This window comes from Prochlorococcus sp. MIT 1307 (genome assembly GCF_034092395.1).
In the GTDB taxonomy this organism is placed as follows: Bacteria; Cyanobacteriota; Cyanobacteriia; order PCC-6307; family Cyanobiaceae; genus AG-363-K07.
Genome location: NZ_CP139301.1, coordinates 933,300 through 950,218, shown reverse-complemented (window position 1 = coordinate 950,218; position 16,919 = coordinate 933,300). Strand labels below are relative to the sequence as shown.

The window sequence follows — 16,919 nt, the reverse complement described above, 5'->3', positions numbered from 1 at the left end:
ACAATTTGCATTGTTTTGGCAAATTGTGTTCAATATTGATATTCAGACTACTTGAGGGTAAAGCAAAAATCGCGGATTTTAAGATTAGACAGATAATTGGGCCTTAAGTTGTGTATTAATCTATAGAGAATCTTCTTCAAAGAGTGAATCTAAAAAATTAGACGCCAAAAAATTTTCTTGATACTTAATTTTCCCTGAAGATGAATTTGCAGAACCTAGCTTTTTGTTGAAAATATTGAGACAAGTCCTAACTTGAGGTGAAACGAAAAAAAAGTTTCTATGGATTTAAATATTAAAAACAATTGAATTAGATTGATAGCAATACTTTGTATCCATGAAGTTGATTAGTTGTGATGTTTATCATAAAAACATGACTATCAAATACCTTTGCTTTAAAGATTATCTTTAGCTTAGTCAAGCTTTAACAGTCTGAGGCGAAATTCAGCTATTTTCTTTGCCTCCCTAGGATACTCATTTAGGAATGGATGATCTTTAATTTCTGAGAGAATAATTTTTATCTTCTCCTCTTTACTGGTTACAGATTTGTTAGGCTGAGAAGAGAAACTTTTCCATTTATCATCAAAGGCCATAGCAAAACTATCAGCATTGTTGTAGTATCGATCATTCCCTTGATTGCTAGATGTGAAGGCCATGTTATAAATCCTCTTATTGTTTGGTTGGCTAAAAAAAGAATCAAAGCATATTTCAGCAAATAAAAGTAAATAGACCTTCTCCCCGTAATAAAAAATGGTTGATTGATAAAAAAGTTGCCATCCAAGTGTACTAACTCGACCTAAGGTCGAAGATTTTTTAAAAGTTTCTAGAAATCAAAAGGGCTATAGCATTTGTTTATAAGAATACACTTTGTGCTTTTTAAATAAAATAATTACTGGTCAATCAGACCGTTTGATCAGTAATTGAATATCAAGTTCAAAATGGCTTTTAAAAGGAAAGTCTTTAAAGAAAGTGAATTCCTGATTTGGGGGGGTATGCCAGGACCCAGATTTGAACTGGGGACACGGCGATTTTCAGTCGCCTGCTCTACCAACTGAGCTATCCCGGCTTTTTGCCTGTGCATCTGCTCAGGACTACTAAATCTTAGAACACAGTGTGAGGAAAAGTTTTTTTGACAGTTGCTGCTGCTGGTTTCGTTTAAGAGATCAGAATTTAAATCAAAGTTTTAATAGGTTTTGAAATTTTTGGAGTGTTAGGAGTTATCTGACTTTGTGAGTCAGGAGCGATTTGGTGTTTCTTCAAGCATTGCAACTAGGCTTCTGTGAGCATCTGAGCTGTCGATGAGTCTGTGATCAAAAGCGATATTTACAGTATCCCCATCCACTTCCAGCTTCATCTCTATTGGGTTTAAATCAATCATCTTCACCTGTTTAGGCTTAACAACTCCTCCAAAATGCTTTGCATATTGAATTAATGCTTCTTGGTGATCAGCATTCATATGGTTGCAGATTCGTTTGCTGATATCTGGAGTTAGTGGGGTTGCTTTCATTAGAGTTTTATTTAGATCTAAACTCTAAAGATATACGCTATATCGCAATCTGAGGCTTAGGCAAATTTCAATACTAATAATGTGAGGCTGATTGATCTCTAAAGCTCATCTAATTAGTAACTAGCAAAAGGAGAAAATATAGATAATGTTCTTGGGTTTTCCAAACTGGTCTTGGTTTAGGGATTCTAGTCTTTTGATGATGTTGAGATCAATGCTTTTTTAAGATTGCTTTTAAAGCAATAAATGCTGCTCCTTGTGCTGGGAAATTCCTGCATGTCCTTATTGGAAATCCCATGATCCTTTCTCTAATAATTCTCCATTGAGGATTTTTAGCACCGCCTCCAATCGTAATAATTCTTTTGGGCCTTGGAGCGCCAAGCTCAACAAGTTTCTGCCAGCAATGGCTTTCTTTTTGGGCTAGTCCTTCAAATATTCCATGCAGATAGAGTGAATCACTTACGGGTCTTGGCTTCATAATTGGTTTTAAAGAGGGGTCATCAACTGGGAATCGCTCACCTTGAAAAGGCATGGGTCTGAGGTTTAGACCGCTATCTAAATATGGATTGATTTGTCGACTTAATTCCTTCAGATGAATATCACTAAAGAGTGGACGTAGAACTGCGGCTCCAGTATTGGAAGCACCTCCGCAGATCCAACGATTTAAAATACGATGATTAGTTATACCAGCTCCTTTTATAGGACTTTCTACAAAGCGCTTAACTACAATTGTGCTACCTAATATTGTCAACCCATCGTCTTTTTCTAACTCTGCACTTAAAACTGCTGCATTTGAATCAGTTGTCCCGGCAATGATTAGCAGATCTTTTGGCAAGTTAAGACTACTTGCTTGCTTATTAGAAATGGTTGTGAAAATCCTTCCACTTGGAACAATTAGAGGTAAAGACCTTTGCAATGAAAGTTTTTTAAAGTTTGAAGGCCATGACTTGCTATGAGGGTCCCACCCAAGTCGGAGATTATTACTCTCTTCGCCCCAGTCCCAATTCCCTAGTAACCAGCCTGTGATCCAATCTGATTGATGCCTTAAGAGGAGATCGGGACCATATTGTTTTATTAGGCGAAGAGCTCTTGCAAGACTGCTGTTGACACTGGAGGCGATGCCACCTTCGGGAAGTATTTTCGCAAGAGGCAGTTTTTGTTCAGAACAGCAGAGGTAATAGGGCAAAGCCGGTCCTAATGGGCTTCCTTTTTTGTCACAGGCCAGTAGTGTCCCTGATGTGCCGTCTATGGCACATGCCATGAGGCAATTTCTTATGCTTTTTGGAATTCCATGAATAAGTGTTTTGCAGCATTCTTTCCAACCTTCCCATGAAGATAAATCATTTGGGTAGGCCATCTCTGCACTATGGATCAAGACTCTACTTTCATTTATTACAGCTATTCGAACACCACTTGTGCCTAGATCTATTCCCATCACTAGAGAAGGCATTTTCATTGGGATTTAGACCTTTTTATCTGTAGCGATAACTCTGTGATTTTATTTTTGAAGCTCTTTTGCTTTCTGCTCAACATCTTCCCAGGGAAGATTTAGGTCTGTTCGACCAAAGTGTCCGTATGCAGCAGTATCTCTATAAAAGCGACCATTTCTTCTCTGTGGCAATGTCCTTAATTGAAATTGCTTGATAATGGCTCCGGGGCGAAGATCAAAGTGCTTTTTCACTATCTCTGTTAGTTCACTGTCAGCAATGATGCCAGTTCCAAAAGTTTCCACCAGGATTGAAACTGGTTTTGCTACCCCTATGGCATAACTAAGTTGGACTTCTGCTTTTTTAGCAAGTTTTGCTGCTACAAGGCATTTCGCTACATATCTAGCTGCATAGGCAGCTGATCGATCCACTTTTGTTGGATCTTTTCCTGAAAACGCTCCCCCTCCATGCCGTGCGTAGCCTCCATAAGTATCAACGATAATTTTTCTGCCAGTTAGGCCTGCATCCCCTTGAGGTCCTCCTACTACAAATTTCCCAGTGGGATTTACTAGAAATCGTGTGGTGTGCCTTTGTGGTTTCAAATGAAGATCAGCAGTTGCAGGTTCTACAACATGCTCCCAGAGATCTTTTGTAATGCGATCTTTTATGGCTTCTTCGACTTCAATGCCTTCAATATTTGAGGTGTGTTGAGTTGAAATTAATATTGTATCTATTGCCACTGGCTGGCCTCCTTTGTAGAGAACACTAACTTGGGTTTTTCCATCAGGAAGTAGGTATTTCAGCAAGCCTTGATGACGCACTTGAGCAAGTTTTCTTGATAGGCGGTGCGCCAGGCTTATAGGTAAAGGCATTAATTCTGGCGTCTCATCACAGGCATAGCCAAACATGATCCCCTGATCGCCAGCCCCTACCTTGTCAAGAGGATCACCTGAATGATCATCAGCTTCATCTACTCCTTTAGCGATATCCGGTGATTGCTGATCAAGAGCAACTAAAACCGCACAGCTTTTGGCATCAAAGCCTCCTGCTCGAGCACCGTCATAGCCAATTTCTCGTATTACATCTCTTACAAGTTGAATGAAATCAACTTTGGCTTTCGAACTTATTTCGCCTGTAATTAAGCATAAGCCTGTATTTACAACTGTTTCACAGGCCACCCTGCTTTCTGGATCCTCTGCCAAGAGAGCATCTAGCACTGCATCACTAACTTGATCGCAAATCTTGTCAGGGTGCCCTTCTGTTACTGATTCGGAAGTAAAGACGTAAGTACTCATAAGACATCTCTTTCATGGTGCACTTTAGTGTTTGCTTTGTTTAATAGTTAGCTCATTCCATTTATTGATTAAGTATTCGTGCTTCGTCAGATGTGGTTTCTGGCTCCAACCACCTGTATATCCAAGAGTAATGCCTACACCTGATTGACGGGCCATAAGCAGGTCTGAATCTGCATCCCCAATAAGTGCACATTCAGATGGATGGAGGTTGAGCTTGTTGCATAGTCCTATTACTGCAGCTGGATGTGGCTTAGCTGGGGAGTGGTCAGCACTCCAAAAATTATTAAATAAGCTTTTAAGATTGTGTTTGGATAAAAAACTTTGAATTCCTGAGCCACTGTCGTTACTTATTAATGCGCAAGTTATATTTGCTTCTCGTAGGTTTTGTAATGTAATCCGAACTCCTGGTAAAAGTGTTCTGGGTATTGACTTGTTGCTGATTTTCTCGTCGAGAAGGTCTACTAATCTAAAGACCTTATTTGATAATTCTAATGCTTTTGGCCAGGTTTCCCCTATAAGGCAAAGTACAGTTGCTGTTGAGAGCAAGTTGTGTGCTCTTGAAGCAATTGCAGTAGTTCCATTTGGACTTATTCCTTGTTCGTTAAGTCCATAGGCTTTAGGAAGTAATTCTTGCAAGTTTTTAATTGCTTTGGAGCTTGCACCTTTTTCTTTGAGTAATTGAGAAGCTGTCTGGACCCTTAGCTCTGCCAGTTTAAGAAGGTGTTCTTCGCTGTTGGAAAGGGTGCCATCTTTATCGAAAAGCACCCCTTTTATAGTGCCGATAGGTTCTCCCCTCAGCAAAATCGTTGGCATTGAATGAAATCAGTTCAAACTGACATAACTGCTATTGGGTCTTCTCCTTCTTCTGCTTGCTCAAGAAGCATTTGCTTATAACGAGCTGCCATCTCTTCCGCTTTGTCAAACACTTTTTGTGGGTCTGTGAGCATGTCACCAGGCTCGGGCTCTAGAGCTTTTGTTGATAAGGAAATTCGACCTCGTTCAGCATCAAGATCGATGATCATTACCTTCATTTGATCATTGACATTGAGAACTGAGTGAGGAGTCTCAATGTGCTCGTGGCTAATTTCTGAGATGTGCAGTAGGCCACTAACTCCTCCTATATCGATGAAAGCCCCATAAGGTTTAATCCCGCGTACTGTTCCTATGACAACTTCACCTACTTCAAGGCGATTCATTTTTCTTTCAACTAACGCTCTCCTATGACTTAGAACCAGACGGTTGCGCTCTTCATCAACTTCTAGGAATTTGAGAGGTAAAAAGTCTGCGACAAGTTCTTCTTTGGCCTTCCGAGTACTGATATGAGAACCAGGAATAAACCCTCTAAGACCTTCTACACGTACAAGTGCTCCGCCTCTGTTTGTCGCAAATACTTCTGAATAAATGGTGGCATCTTCTTTTTGTAACTGTCTGACCCGTTCCCAGGCTCGTTGATATTCAATGCGGCGGATGGAGAGTGATAGTTGGCCATCTTCATTCTCCTCACTCATGATGAAGAATTGTCGGATCTCTGATGGTTGCAGTACGTCGCTTAATCCTTCTACTCGATTTATTGAGACTTCTTGCATAGGCATAAAAGCGGCTGTTTTAGCACCTATATCAATCATTGCTCCTTTCGATTCCAGGGCAAAAACTGTGCCGTTGACAATATCTCCTGGTTTGAAGTTGTAGTCGTATTTGCTTAAAAGGGAAGCAAACTCATCGAGTGTGAATCCAGCACCCTCTAAATCTTTCTTGTTGACCCTGCTACTTGGGTCATCTGCAGTGGGAATATCAGTTGGGATGATTAGATCTTCTTCAGAGGTTTCTGCACTTGCATCATCAGAAGTCTCTGCAATTGCAATAGCATTTGGATCTTGCTCGTTACTTGTTTCTGAATCTGATGCCTGAATAGGCTCTGTGGGGTTAACAGGCATGGTGCTTTGGCGGTCTGTCCAAAGGACAGTGCGTAGGATTTTCGAATGGCCCGCCTGCCTTTCGAAATTATTTGCCTACTCTACAGATATGCCCATCAGATTTTGCTTATCAAGCTTATGCAACTGTGGCTAATTGTCCTTTTTTGGAATTAAATGTCTCTAATGTTTCGACAAAATCATTAATTCCATGGAATTGTCTATAAACCGATGCGAAACGTACATATGCAACTTCGCTAATACCCTTTAAATGATCTAGTACCATTTCCCCAATCTCAGAACTATCAATTTCTCGAATATTTCGTTGTTGCAGTTGTAGCTCTAGCTCATTAACAATTACTTCGACTTTATTACTTTGAACAGAAGTTTTTTCACAAGCTCTAGTGAGACCATTAAGTAGTTTGTTGCGATTAAATATTTCTCGGTTGCCATTTCGTTTCAAAACAGTCATTGGCACCGTCTCTACCCTTTCGTAGGTAGTGAAGCGGAAATCACAATTTAGGCATTCTCGACGCCTTCTAACACTTCTCCCTGAATCTGCCGAACGAGATTCGAGAACTCTGCTATCTGTGTTTTGGCATGAGGGGCATTGCATACTGCCCTATCTATTCAAAGGTAATTATCCTTACTGTATACATTGATTAGTAATCTGAGAAGTCCTTTAGTTAAGTATTTGTTTTTAGAAAGGTTTGAGAACTATATTTTTCTTGGAAATTTAGTGTGGTAATTGGCTTGATTTGATGAGCTTTAGATGCCTGATAAGCAAAAAAAAGCCCCACAAAGGTGGGGCTTTTTTTTAACGATCGTTTTTGTATTTCGGCGGATCGCGGAAGGCGACGCAGAAAAAGAGTGTGACAAGCGCTAAGGCTGTTACAAGGGTGTAGGTGAATGCTTCCATAAAAAGATTCTAATTTAGGTAACAGAGCTTTTGTATGTCCTGATCTTAGGCACGACCAGGAACACGACGTGTGGATTCGTCTCCAAGCTTTTTGAATAGACCGAATTCCACTTGATCGCCCATGTCTGGATCGACACCAGCAAAGACATCTCCGTAGAGAGACCTTGCAGCATGCCACCAATGGCCAAACAGGTAAAGCAAGCCAAAACAAAGGTGAGACCAAGCAAACCAGGTTCGGGGACCACTGCGGAAAACACCGTCTGACTTGTAGCGATCCCTATCAAACTTAAAGGATTCTCCAAGCTGAGCTTTCCTTGCAAGACGCTTAACGACCACAGGATCGTTGAAGGTCTGTCCATTGAGCTCTCCACCATAAATGGTTGCAGTAACTCCGGTCTGCTCTATGGAATACTTTGCCTCGGCACGACGGAATGGGATGTCTGCACGTACTACTCCATCTTTATCTTCTAGAACTACAGGGAAGTTCTCAAAGAAATTTGGAATTCTACGAACTTCAAGATCGTTGCCATTCTTGTCACTGAAGCCGATATGACCTTGCCAGCCTGTTGGAACACCATCTCCATTGACCATTGCTCCTGGTCGGAATAAACCACCTTTCGCTGGACTGTTGCCAACATAGTCATAGAAAGCAAGTTTCTCGGGGATGGCCGCATAGGCTTCCGCCTTACTTGCTCCATCAGCCATAGAGGCTTCTACACGACGGTTGATTTCAGTCTTGAAATAGTTGCTATCCCATTGATAACGGGTTGGGCCATATAGCTCAACAGGAGTGCTGGCAGTGCCATACCACATTGTGTAGGCAACTATTATCGATACAAAGTGAGTAGCCGCACAGGCACTGGAAAGAGCACCTTCTAAGTTACCGATCTTTAATGCTCTATAAAGCCTTTCTCCAGGTCGGTTAAAAATGTGCCAGTGGCCACCAATTACTCCAAGAAGTCCAGCGCCTATATGGTTGGCAACGATTCCGCCTGGGTTGAATGGGTTGAATCCTGCGGCACCCCAAACTGGATCAATTTTTTCAACGTGACCTGTAAGTCCATATGGATCAGATACCCATAGACCTACAAATTGGGAACAATGGCCTAAACCAAACCAGAAACATATAGTTCCTGCAAGAGTTAGATGAATCCCGAAGATTCTTGGGAGGTCTAATGCTGAGTCACCGGTGCGGGAATCTTCCCAGAGTTCAAGATCCCAGTAGGTCCAGTGCCAGATGGCAGCCAAAATCAGTAGACCACTTAAGAAAATATGGGCTACGGCAACACCTTCGAAGGTTGCATAAGGAAGAGCTTTGCCCCAGAAACCCAATGCATCAAAATCAAATGAACCAACCCCGCCGGTTATATCCCAGCCGTTCCAGCTGCTTGTTACACCTAGACGTGCTGTCATAGGCATGACATACATACCCTGGCGCCACATTGGGTTCAGGATTGGGTCAGATGGATCAAAGATGGCCAGCTCATATAGGAGCATGGAGCCGGCCCAGCCGGCTAACAAAGCTGTATGCATGAGGTGCACGGCCAGAAGTCGGCCTGGGTCGTTAAGAACGACGCTGTGCACCCGATACCAGGGCAATCCCATGGGCTCAGATTTCGTGAAACAAAGCTGCTCAATGCAGCTAGACCCGACGATCGTAAGGCTTCTGCCTTTATCTAAGGAAGATCTTGTTGTCAGCTGAAATGTCTAGTGACACTTGAAAACTCCAGAAATAGGCTTTATTCCAGTTGGGGTGACGTGTTTTTTAATTTCAAACGAACGAAGAATTTTTGGTCACAAATCGCAATGCCAACTGGTTTAGGGGTCTTTTGGATTTCCTCTTTGGACGCAAATGCTTGGTTGGGTTCCCTTTATTTGGGAATTGCAGGATAGTTAAAGCCTCATGTGATTTTGCAGAAGAAATCTACGCAGCCTTGATCGGGTTAATTGGTATTAGGTGCCGGATTAGCGCTTCTTGGATAAAAAAATTTGCTTCTCTTCCATCAATTCTCCGTATTTTTTCTTGTCATGGTTAAAAGTGTCTCAGAGTGGAGAGTTACAAAAGGTTCCCAAAACCAAATGGGAAATTTTAGGCTGTTTGATCTGCTTAGTGCTTCTTAATTGAGTCGCTGCTTGGGGATTGAGTGATATTTCAGGACCTAATTCAGAGCAAGAAGTGTTGTTTCTCTTGTAAAGCCCATGAAGAGCCCTGACAGGAATCAGCTTTATAGGGCCTGTTAGTGATAACTTCTGTGGGTAACCATTCGTCTCAATGGAAACCACCAATTTTGGCGCTGCCGCCACCCTTCTTTTTGTAGCTGTTCCAGTGCTTTTCCTACTTGGGACATTTCTTGTTACCAATGAAGGAGAGAAGTCGAGTTTCTTATCTGCAAAGGGCAAGGGAAAAATCGGCCCAACAATATAAAAAGCAATAGGGGTTTTGCAAGCACAATCCCTATTTCTCAAACCCATAGCTCAATAAAGGCCTTCTAAAGTTAAGTAAGGCCTATTTCACTATGTTTTGCATTAGCCTAATTTAACCCTATTAGAGGTAATGACCAAAAGTCTTTTGGATACAGTTAACTTTTAATTGAAATTAAGTACTAAATTGTGATAGATAAATTAGATAGAAAACCTTGGAGAATTCAGAAAAGAGTATTGCCCCAGCATACTGATCATGCAGGAGTTATGTGGCATGGGGCGTATCTAAATTGGCTTGAGGAAGCAAGAGTGGAGGCTTTAAATCAGGTTGGTTTGCCTTATAAGAATCTTTCAGAGGAGGGATATGAAATGCCAGTAATTTCACTGGAGATTAATTATAAAAGTCCTCTTCTTCATGGGCAATTGGTTTGGCTTGAGAGTTGGTCATTGCCTAGAAATCGGGCACGTTGGCCATGGATGACTAATTTCTTGAGAAATGGAGAAGTGGTTGCTGAGTCGAAGGTTGATTTGGTACTTGTTAAAAATATTGATAAGAAGCATCGCCTGATTAGAAATGTGCCAGATCACATCTTAAGTCCTTTGCTGAAACTGCAGTTCGGGGAATAACTAGCCATTAAACTTTTTGGTTTTATTTGTGTGAAAGCCCTATTGTTGTTTTATGGCACTCTTGGATATTTCTGGCGCAGAGTTATTGCTTTGGAGAAGAAAACTTTTATCAAAAGGTGGTAGGAAGGTTGATATAGATTGGCTTTTGGATATTGGGGGTGGAGTTCGTTGGAGTCAATTGCAACAAATTCATCTTGATCCAAAGCGCTCTTTAAAGCTTGAGGAACCATTGGAGTATTTAGAAAAACTCTGGTGTTCGCATTTAGAGGATCAGATCCCCTTGCAGTATTTAGTTGGCAAGTGTCCTTGGAGGGATTTTGAACTTGAGATAAGCCCTGCGGCATTAATTCCTAGGCAGGAGACGGAACTTTTAGTTGATTTGGCTTTAAGCAAATTCGACTCAGACTTTCTCGGCCTTTGGGCAGACTTGGGGACTGGCTCAGGCGCTATTGCTGTTGCCTTGGGAAGATCTTTGCCTCGTTCAATTGGACATGCTGTGGACTTTAGTCAGGATGCTTTATCTCTCGCTCAAAGGAATTTGCAGCAACTATCTCCTATTGCACAAGTAAGTCTTCATTGTGGTAATTGGTGGGAGCCTTTAAAACCTTGGTGGGGATCATTTGGTTTTGCCCTAGCAAATCCTCCTTATATTCCAGCTTCCCTGATAGACGGGCTTGACCCAATAATTATTAGAAATGAGCCATATATTGCTCTCTCTGGAGGAGCTGATGGCTTAGATGCGATTCGAGAAATAGTTAGTGGTGCTTTTAATGCTATTCGTAATGAAGGCTGGTTATTTCTTGAACACCATCATGATCAGAGTGATGATGTGTTGGAGCTTATGAGCCAGTCTGGTTTCCAAGATGTTGACTTTGAGACGGACCTGCAAGGTATAAGACGCTTTGCATTAGGTCGTCATCAATGAATTTGAACCCTTGCATGATGGAAGAGGTGAAAAAAATTTGCACATATGATTCAGTTGATCTTTCTGCAAAATTGCAGAAAGGTGCTGCAGTTATATTCCCTACAGATACATTGCCAGCACTAGCATCATGCCCACTATTTGCATCTCAATTGTGGGAGATAAAACGTAGGCCAGCAAATAAACCTTTTATTTTGATGGGTTCGAATTCGAATCAATTATTCGAATATATATCTAAGAAGGCATTGAAGGATGCGCAATTAATGGCAAAGAAATTTTGGCCAGGTGCTCTTACTATGGTTTTACCGGCTTCAGGGGGAATCGTTGAGGCTCTTAATCCAGGCGAATCGAACCTAGGGATGAGAGTGCCAGCCTGTGAACTTGCTATTGACCTCCTGTCCAGGAGTGGTCCATTAGCTACAACTAGTGCAAACTTATCAGGAGAGCTTCCTTCTACGAATGCAAAAGATGCAGCAAAGAATTTCCCTGAGTTGCCATTGTTAGGTCCTCTTCCTTGGCCAAGCGCATCAGGGTTAGCCAGTACTGTGATCTTGTGGCGAAGCTCAGGCCGCTGGCAGGTTTTGCGAAGTGGTTCTTTGACTCTGGAAGTCGGTTCAAATTAATGATTTGGCTTATAGGTGTTGTCCTAATCCTTCAGGCTTGCTTCTACTGGATTTTGAAGCCTGCAATTTTGATTGCTACTCCAATAGTTGAATTTAGGAATTTAGCCTTCTGGATTTTGGTTATAGGGCTTTGGCTTTTTTCTGGAAGATCTGAGCGAGAAGGACCTCTTTAATTTTTTATCAAACTCTCATTGGAGTTTGTTCTTCCTCTTGCCAAAATACCTTTATTACATATGGTGCCTTGTGGTCAATTCAATCTGGGAGCTTAATTATTGAAGCCGGCTAACGGATTTGAACCGATGACCTTCGCTTTACAAAAGCGCTGCTCTACCACTGAGCTAAGCCGGCATACTTCAAAGTTTAACTAAGAAGGCAGCTGAAATCCTGCCTAGAAGTTTTTAAGAGAAGCATTTCTTTGCTAAAACTAAATTTTATTTGGCTTTACTTGGCATTATTTTTGTTTTCGTAAGGCATCTAATAAATAAGGTAAGGTTGAAATTTTAATTAAGAATTAAGCTTAATTTTTTTGCTGCTTTGCTTTGATTGTTCCTAAATATATAATCTCATCAAATCCATTGTTATTATTAGCGAATGCAGCTTAGTAGTTTCAATGAATAAGTATAAGTCAGCTCTGTTCTGATGTCTCTTCCTCTAAGCTATTAGCTAAGTCTTTGGTTTTAATTGCCCCTGAGGAGTCTCGTTTTATAGGTAAGTTAGCGACAAGGGCAGTCATCCTGTCTTCAGTCTCCAAACTTACAGCTCCATCTTCTATGTCGATCTCCACGTATTTGGCGACAACTTCAAGAATTTCTCGCCTCATTTGATCTAACAGATCTGGACTGAGATCAGTGCGATCGTGGGCAAGAACTAATTGAAGACGTTCTCGTGCTGTGTTAGCACTTGCTTCTTGACGTCTTAGTAATTTGTTGAGGATGTCTCGCAGTGTCATGGATTCAGAAAATCTTGGTTTGCATCAAACGCCTGAACTTGTTACGAATTCCTGAGCCTTCTTGAGATGGGTCGATTAAGGGCACATCTTCACCTTGCAAGCGACGAGCAATGTTCGAGTAGCAGCGAGCTGCAGGAGAATTGCTTCCGCTGAGAGTTAAAGGCTCACCTCTATTAGTACTAACAATTACTTGCTCATCTTCCAGAACTATCCCAAGTAATGGCAACGCAAGAATGTCTGTCACATCTTCCACTGAAAGCATCTCTTGGCTGGCAATCATTTTTGGACGAACTCTATTTAGAACCAATTGAACTGGACTTACCCCATGAGTATTGAGAAGGCCAATAACTCGGTCAGCATCCCTAACAGCAGAAACCTCAGGATTAGTAACTACTATTGCTTCTTTAGAGGCAGAAACAGCATTTTTGAAACCGTCTTCAACCCCAGCTGGACAATCAATCAACACATATTCAAACTGCTCACTCAATAAGGAAACTATTCGCTGCATATCATCAGGCTTCAGCCAATCAAGCATACGAGGGTTGCCTGCTGGTAAAAGCGCAAGATTTGGTTCTTGTTTGTGTTTAACAAGTGCTTGATCTAGGCGACAACTTTCTTCAAGAACTTCTTGTGCCGTATAGATAATGCGATTTTCCAGACCCAGGAGTAAATCGAGGTTCCTTAAACCAAAGTCGGCATCCAAAACCGCTGTTTTAACACCTTGTTTAGCAAGGGCGATCCCCAAATTTGCCGTCAGAGTTGTCTTCCCGACGCCTCCTTTGCCAGAGCAGATAAGAATGATGCGTGTATTTGGCGCCACGGACCTCTTAAAAGTGGGCGCATCCTACGTGGCATTCAGATTAGGAAACAGCAAAATGGGTCAAGATTTGCATTTGAAAGTCTTTCTGAATGTTGTTTTGGTTAAATCTTGTTCACTGAATCCCAATCCTGCATTGGCTTCACACTCATTCATTGAGAAAAAGTTAGTTTTGATATCAGTTACGCTTAAAAGAATTTGTTCTTGCTGGTTTGATCACAATTCGTCCAGATTCAATAAGAGCTTCTTCAGCTAAGCCTTCTTGAGGCTTTTCTTCTGGGCCTCGGGCAACTTTATTTGAAATTCTTAGTTGAAGTGGTCTGAGTTGAAGGGCCATGATTTTCGCCTGATTATTTCCTGACTTGCCTGCATGGGCGATACCAAGCAGTCTTCCCAAGACCAATACGTCTCCTTCTGCAGAAACTTTTGCACCTGGATTGATATCTCCAAATAACAGAAGGTCTCCCTCAGCCTCTAAACTTTCTCCGGACCTAAGTGTTCCTTGATGAAACAGGAGAGATTGTTTTGGGTCTGACGCGGGGGCTGCAATTTTTCTATTGCTTAAGTTATGTTGGCTGTCTTTTAGGTTTAAATAAGTTTGATATCCCAGTGATGAAGCACTGATGATAGTTTCAGGTACATTAGATTGAATGAGCTTTATTTTCAGGCCTGCTTTTTCTAATAAAGCATTTATTTGTTGAAAATCTCTGCAACTAAGAAACCAGTCTAGACAATTAATTATGATTGGTCCTGGTTGGAGCTCAATTAGTTTGAGAGGAAGCACTTTCCTCCAATCTTCTTTACGGCTCAATGGGAAATTAATGGTTTGAAATTCTGCTTGACTTTTATTCATTTAGGTGGCCTAGTGAGTTTAGTAAAAGGTAAGCATTGAGAACTAGAGATTGATTTCTTTTTTAAGTTCTACATGGATCTCTTTGGGGTGAATTAACCAAGCTGCTCCTGCAGGATTAACTAATCCTGCAACTAATGGTGAAACATTTTCTAAGGCTTTAAGCTCTTCGCCATCCCATAAACGAAGACCCTTTTTATAGGGTTGATAACTTTCTAGTTTCTGGTGGCGTAAAGTACATAAATAGTCAGGGTTTTCCCCTTGCTTTTCAACCATCTTTCTGGCCTTTGCTAGTAACTCTAACTGAGACTCGCTATTGAGATGATGGACATCTAATGCTTTTAATAAGTTTCGATTTAATATACGTTTGCAGGCTTGAGCAAGTACTTCAGGAGCTTCTTCTTGCCATCTTGTTAAGTGGTAGCAAGTTCTTATATCATCATTTGCTAGAAATGTGTCCAATTCAATTTTATCTGACTCCCAAAGCCATTTGGCCATATAACTATCAGCCCAAACTTTTTGGGGTCCCAAGGACCGAGCAGTACAAATGATTTGTTCTAGTAACCAGCTACAAACTTCATTAATTCTGTGGTTATATACACTTCGATACATAAGATTCCTAACAACAAGATAATGTTCAACTGCCATTAGGCCTTTGGGATGAATAGCTAAATTTCCGTCAGGAGCAATTGTTAGAGCTGAGAGGATTCTCTCCAGATCCAGTTGGCCATATCTAGTCCCAGTGCTATAGCTATCACGCAATAAATAATCCAAACGATCACAATCAAGTTGACTACTTACAAGTGCTTTTAGGACTGGATAGTGCGAGTGATCTTGCTCAATAAGATCTGCGACTTCGATTGCTGTTCCTTTTGCATATGACTCCAAAGGATCTCTAATTAACGGATGTTCTTTAATTAATCGTGCGGTCCAGCTTTCATGCTTTAGACCAAACATTTCTTCTCCTGTATGACTAAGAGGTGTGTGCCCTAGGTCATGAAGTAGAGCTGCTCCATAAAGGATCCCTTTGTGTTCTTTTAGGCCAGAATCTAATCCTATTAATCTATTTAGTGCTTTTCTGGCGATATGGAAAACACCAATCGAGTGAGTAAACCGGCTTGATTCAGCTCCATGAAATGTCAGAAATGCTGGCCCAAGTTGCCTAATACGTCTCAATCGTTGAAATGGAGCTGAATCTATTAGTTCAATAACCATCGCTTCTGCTTGGTTATTGCTATCAAGGCTTATTCCGTGATGCAGAGGGTCGTGATAAGTCCTTTGGCTCATTAATTAGGCATAGGAATTTGATTTTCAAGGCCTAAGGTGGTTTCTGTTGAATCTGATTTGATTGGATGTGTAGATGATTTTTCAATTATTTGACGTTCAAGAATGGCGCTCATAAGTAGTTCTGCATCTTGAATCCAACGATCTTCATCACTTCCTGGGTTAATTGGTTCTGGCATATCTAAAAGACGGTCGGGTTTTAGTCCTTGATTTTGTATATCGATGCCATTGGGAGTTAAATAGCTTGCAACAGTTACTGCAAGTCCACTGCCATCACTCAGGGTGCTTAATGACTGTATTAGGCCCTTCCCAAAAGTATTACTCCCAATTAGTTGAGAACGATCATTATCTTGGAGAGCTCCTGCAAGGATCTCGCTTGCACTTGCAGTACCCCCATTAACAATAGTCACCATTGGACCGTCATAAAGAGTATCAATCCCTGCAGGTATGGCATCACTAATACCCTCACGATTCTTGGTTTCAACTATTGGTTTATTGCTAAGAAAAGCATCTGCGACAGCTAGTCCAGAGCTCACTAGTCCACCTGAATTGTTTCGCAAATCAAGAACCAGTCCTTCTACTTCTTTTTCAGCAAGTTCTTGAAGGGCTTCTTTGACTTGGCTTGGAACACTCTCACTGAATTGGGTAATGCGAAGGTATCCAATAGTGTGGGACTTATCTCTTAGACGGCGAGTGCGAACTGGGCGCAAATCAACACTGCGGCGTTCAAGGGTTAGTTCTTCGCTTTCTCCTTGAGGTGCTTTGACTTCAACTATTACTTGCGATCCAATTTCTCCTCGAAGTCTTGCTGCAGTTGCTTCTAAGCCAAGGTTTTGAGGAGATTCTCCGTTCACTTTTAGTAATAATGTTCCGCTTACCACACCTGCATCAGCTGCTGGAGACCCTTCTAAAGGAGCAATAACAACAATTTGCCCATCTTCGCTTCTGGCTCCTAATTGAAGACCGACCCCATTAATTTCGCTTCCAAGATTGCTTTCTTTCATTGCGTTGTAATCCTTAGGCCTCAATAGCCTTGTGTAAGGATCTCCTAAAGGAATAAGCATTTTCTCGATAGCAGAATAAGCCTCTTCACTTGTTGTAATAGGGCTTTCGAGTGCTTTTTCCCTTAGACGTCTCCATTGAATTTTGTCGAATTTTTTGGGGTCTAAATAGCCCTGATTAACTAGCGTCCAACTTTCTAAAACGATTTGCTGACCATCGTTTAGGGCAAATGTGATTGGTGCATTAAGAAACGCACAGCAGGTAACTATGCATAACGCCGTAAAAAGGCGCCAAAGAGCTTTTGACCAGGATTTAAAAGATGGCTGCATTGGATTGATCCTTGGCAAGGACCTTGGAGCATTCAGTAGAGTG

At 41.4% G+C, this 16,919-nt stretch carries 18 protein-coding genes and 2 tRNA genes; 4 read left to right on the top strand and 16 right to left on the bottom strand.

The features are described 5' to 3' along the window. Positions 1–410: 410 nt before the first annotated feature. From SOI82_RS04935 to psbB, 10 genes are all read right to left on the bottom strand, one after another. Positions 411–653, bottom strand: a complete 243-nt coding sequence (locus SOI82_RS04935; protein ID WP_320668250.1) for a hypothetical protein — start codon at positions 651–653, stop codon at positions 411–413. 337 nt (positions 654–990) lie between these two features. After that, positions 991–1,063: transfer RNA gene (locus SOI82_RS04930), tRNA-Phe, on the bottom strand. Positions 1,064–1,231: 168 nt separating this feature from the next. Beyond that, the gene (locus SOI82_RS04925) at positions 1,232–1,504 is read right to left on the bottom strand and encodes a DUF2470 domain-containing protein (protein ID WP_320668249.1); all 273 of its coding nucleotides are present in this window, start codon (positions 1,502–1,504) and stop codon (positions 1,232–1,234) included. Positions 1,505–1,712: 208 nt separating this feature from the next. After that, entirely contained in the window at positions 1,713–2,951 is a 1,239-nt protein-coding gene (locus SOI82_RS04920; RefSeq protein WP_320668248.1) for an FGGY-family carbohydrate kinase, read from the bottom strand. 48 nt (positions 2,952–2,999) lie between these two features. Beyond that, positions 3,000–4,223: a methionine adenosyltransferase gene (gene metK, locus SOI82_RS04915; protein WP_320668247.1), complete on the bottom strand. Its 1,224-nt coding sequence runs from the start codon at positions 4,221–4,223 to the stop codon at positions 3,000–3,002. A gap of 24 nt (positions 4,224–4,247) precedes the next feature. Next, positions 4,248–5,036 (bottom strand): HAD-IA family hydrolase, encoded by a 789-nt coding sequence (locus SOI82_RS04910; protein WP_320668246.1) that lies wholly within the window; start codon positions 5,034–5,036, stop codon positions 4,248–4,250. 14 nt (positions 5,037–5,050) lie between these two features. Then, positions 5,051–6,157 carry a 30S ribosomal protein S1 gene (locus tag SOI82_RS04905; protein ID WP_320668245.1) on the bottom strand — a complete coding sequence of 369 codons (1,107 nt, stop codon included), beginning with the start codon at positions 6,155–6,157 and terminating at the stop codon, positions 5,051–5,053. A 115-nt stretch (positions 6,158–6,272) separates the two neighbouring features. Continuing rightward, a complete protein-coding gene (nrdR, locus tag SOI82_RS04900) occupies positions 6,273–6,749 on the bottom strand; it encodes a transcriptional regulator NrdR (RefSeq protein ID WP_320668244.1) in 477 nt (158 codons plus the stop codon). A 201-nt stretch (positions 6,750–6,950) separates the two neighbouring features. After that, positions 6,951–7,052 (bottom strand): photosystem II reaction center protein T, encoded by a 102-nt coding sequence (locus SOI82_RS04895; RefSeq protein WP_320668243.1) that lies wholly within the window; start codon positions 7,050–7,052, stop codon positions 6,951–6,953. 45 nt (positions 7,053–7,097) lie between these two features. Continuing rightward, positions 7,098–8,657, bottom strand: a complete 1,560-nt coding sequence (psbB, locus tag SOI82_RS04890) for a photosystem II chlorophyll-binding protein CP47 (protein ID WP_320668242.1) — start codon at positions 8,655–8,657, stop codon at positions 7,098–7,100. Between the two features lie 667 nt (positions 8,658–9,324). Here psbB and psbM point away from each other — a divergent pair. The 4 genes from psbM (at position 9,325) to SOI82_RS04870 (ending at position 11,645) form a co-directional block, all read left to right on the top strand. Further along, positions 9,325–9,477: a photosystem II reaction center protein PsbM gene (gene psbM / locus SOI82_RS04885; RefSeq protein WP_320668241.1), complete on the top strand. Its 153-nt coding sequence runs from the start codon at positions 9,325–9,327 to the stop codon at positions 9,475–9,477. Positions 9,478–9,662: 185 nt separating this feature from the next. Continuing rightward, on the top strand, positions 9,663–10,100 hold the full coding sequence (locus SOI82_RS04880; RefSeq protein WP_320668240.1) for an acyl-CoA thioesterase: 438 nt from the start codon (positions 9,663–9,665) through the stop codon (positions 10,098–10,100). A 52-nt stretch (positions 10,101–10,152) separates the two neighbouring features. Continuing rightward, positions 10,153–11,025 carry a HemK/PrmC family methyltransferase gene (locus SOI82_RS04875; protein ID WP_320668239.1) on the top strand — a complete coding sequence of 291 codons (873 nt, stop codon included), beginning with the start codon at positions 10,153–10,155 and terminating at the stop codon, positions 11,023–11,025. Continuing rightward, positions 11,022–11,645, top strand: a complete 624-nt coding sequence (locus tag SOI82_RS04870; RefSeq protein ID WP_320668238.1) for an L-threonylcarbamoyladenylate synthase — start codon at positions 11,022–11,024, stop codon at positions 11,643–11,645. Before SOI82_RS04875 ends, SOI82_RS04870 begins: the two co-directional genes overlap by 4 nt. Before the next feature lie 276 nt (positions 11,646–11,921). On the opposite strand, the gene SOI82_RS04865 is transcribed toward SOI82_RS04870, so the two are convergent. The 6 genes from SOI82_RS04865 to ctpZ form a co-directional block, all read right to left on the bottom strand. Beyond that, a tRNA-Thr gene (locus SOI82_RS04865) sits at positions 11,922–11,993 on the bottom strand. A 277-nt stretch (positions 11,994–12,270) separates the two neighbouring features. Further along, positions 12,271–12,594 (bottom strand): cell division topological specificity factor MinE, encoded by a 324-nt coding sequence (gene minE, locus SOI82_RS04860; RefSeq protein ID WP_320668237.1) that lies wholly within the window; start codon positions 12,592–12,594, stop codon positions 12,271–12,273. Between the two features lie 4 nt (positions 12,595–12,598). After that, on the bottom strand, positions 12,599–13,414 hold the full coding sequence (gene minD, locus SOI82_RS04855; protein ID WP_320668236.1) for a septum site-determining protein MinD: 816 nt from the start codon (positions 13,412–13,414) through the stop codon (positions 12,599–12,601). Positions 13,415–13,589: 175 nt separating this feature from the next. Beyond that, complete coding sequence (gene minC / locus SOI82_RS04850) at positions 13,590–14,264, bottom strand: septum site-determining protein MinC (protein ID WP_320668235.1); 675 nt, start codon at positions 14,262–14,264, stop codon at positions 13,590–13,592. A gap of 42 nt (positions 14,265–14,306) precedes the next feature. Next, positions 14,307–15,548 (bottom strand): HD domain-containing protein, encoded by a 1,242-nt coding sequence (locus tag SOI82_RS04845; RefSeq protein ID WP_320668234.1) that lies wholly within the window; start codon positions 15,546–15,548, stop codon positions 14,307–14,309. Continuing rightward, complete coding sequence (ctpZ, locus tag SOI82_RS04840) at positions 15,548–16,876, bottom strand: carboxyl-terminal processing protease CtpZ (protein ID WP_320668233.1); 1,329 nt, start codon at positions 16,874–16,876, stop codon at positions 15,548–15,550. The genes SOI82_RS04845 and ctpZ overlap by 1 nt, the downstream gene beginning before the upstream one ends. Positions 16,877–16,919: the final 43 nt, after the last annotated feature.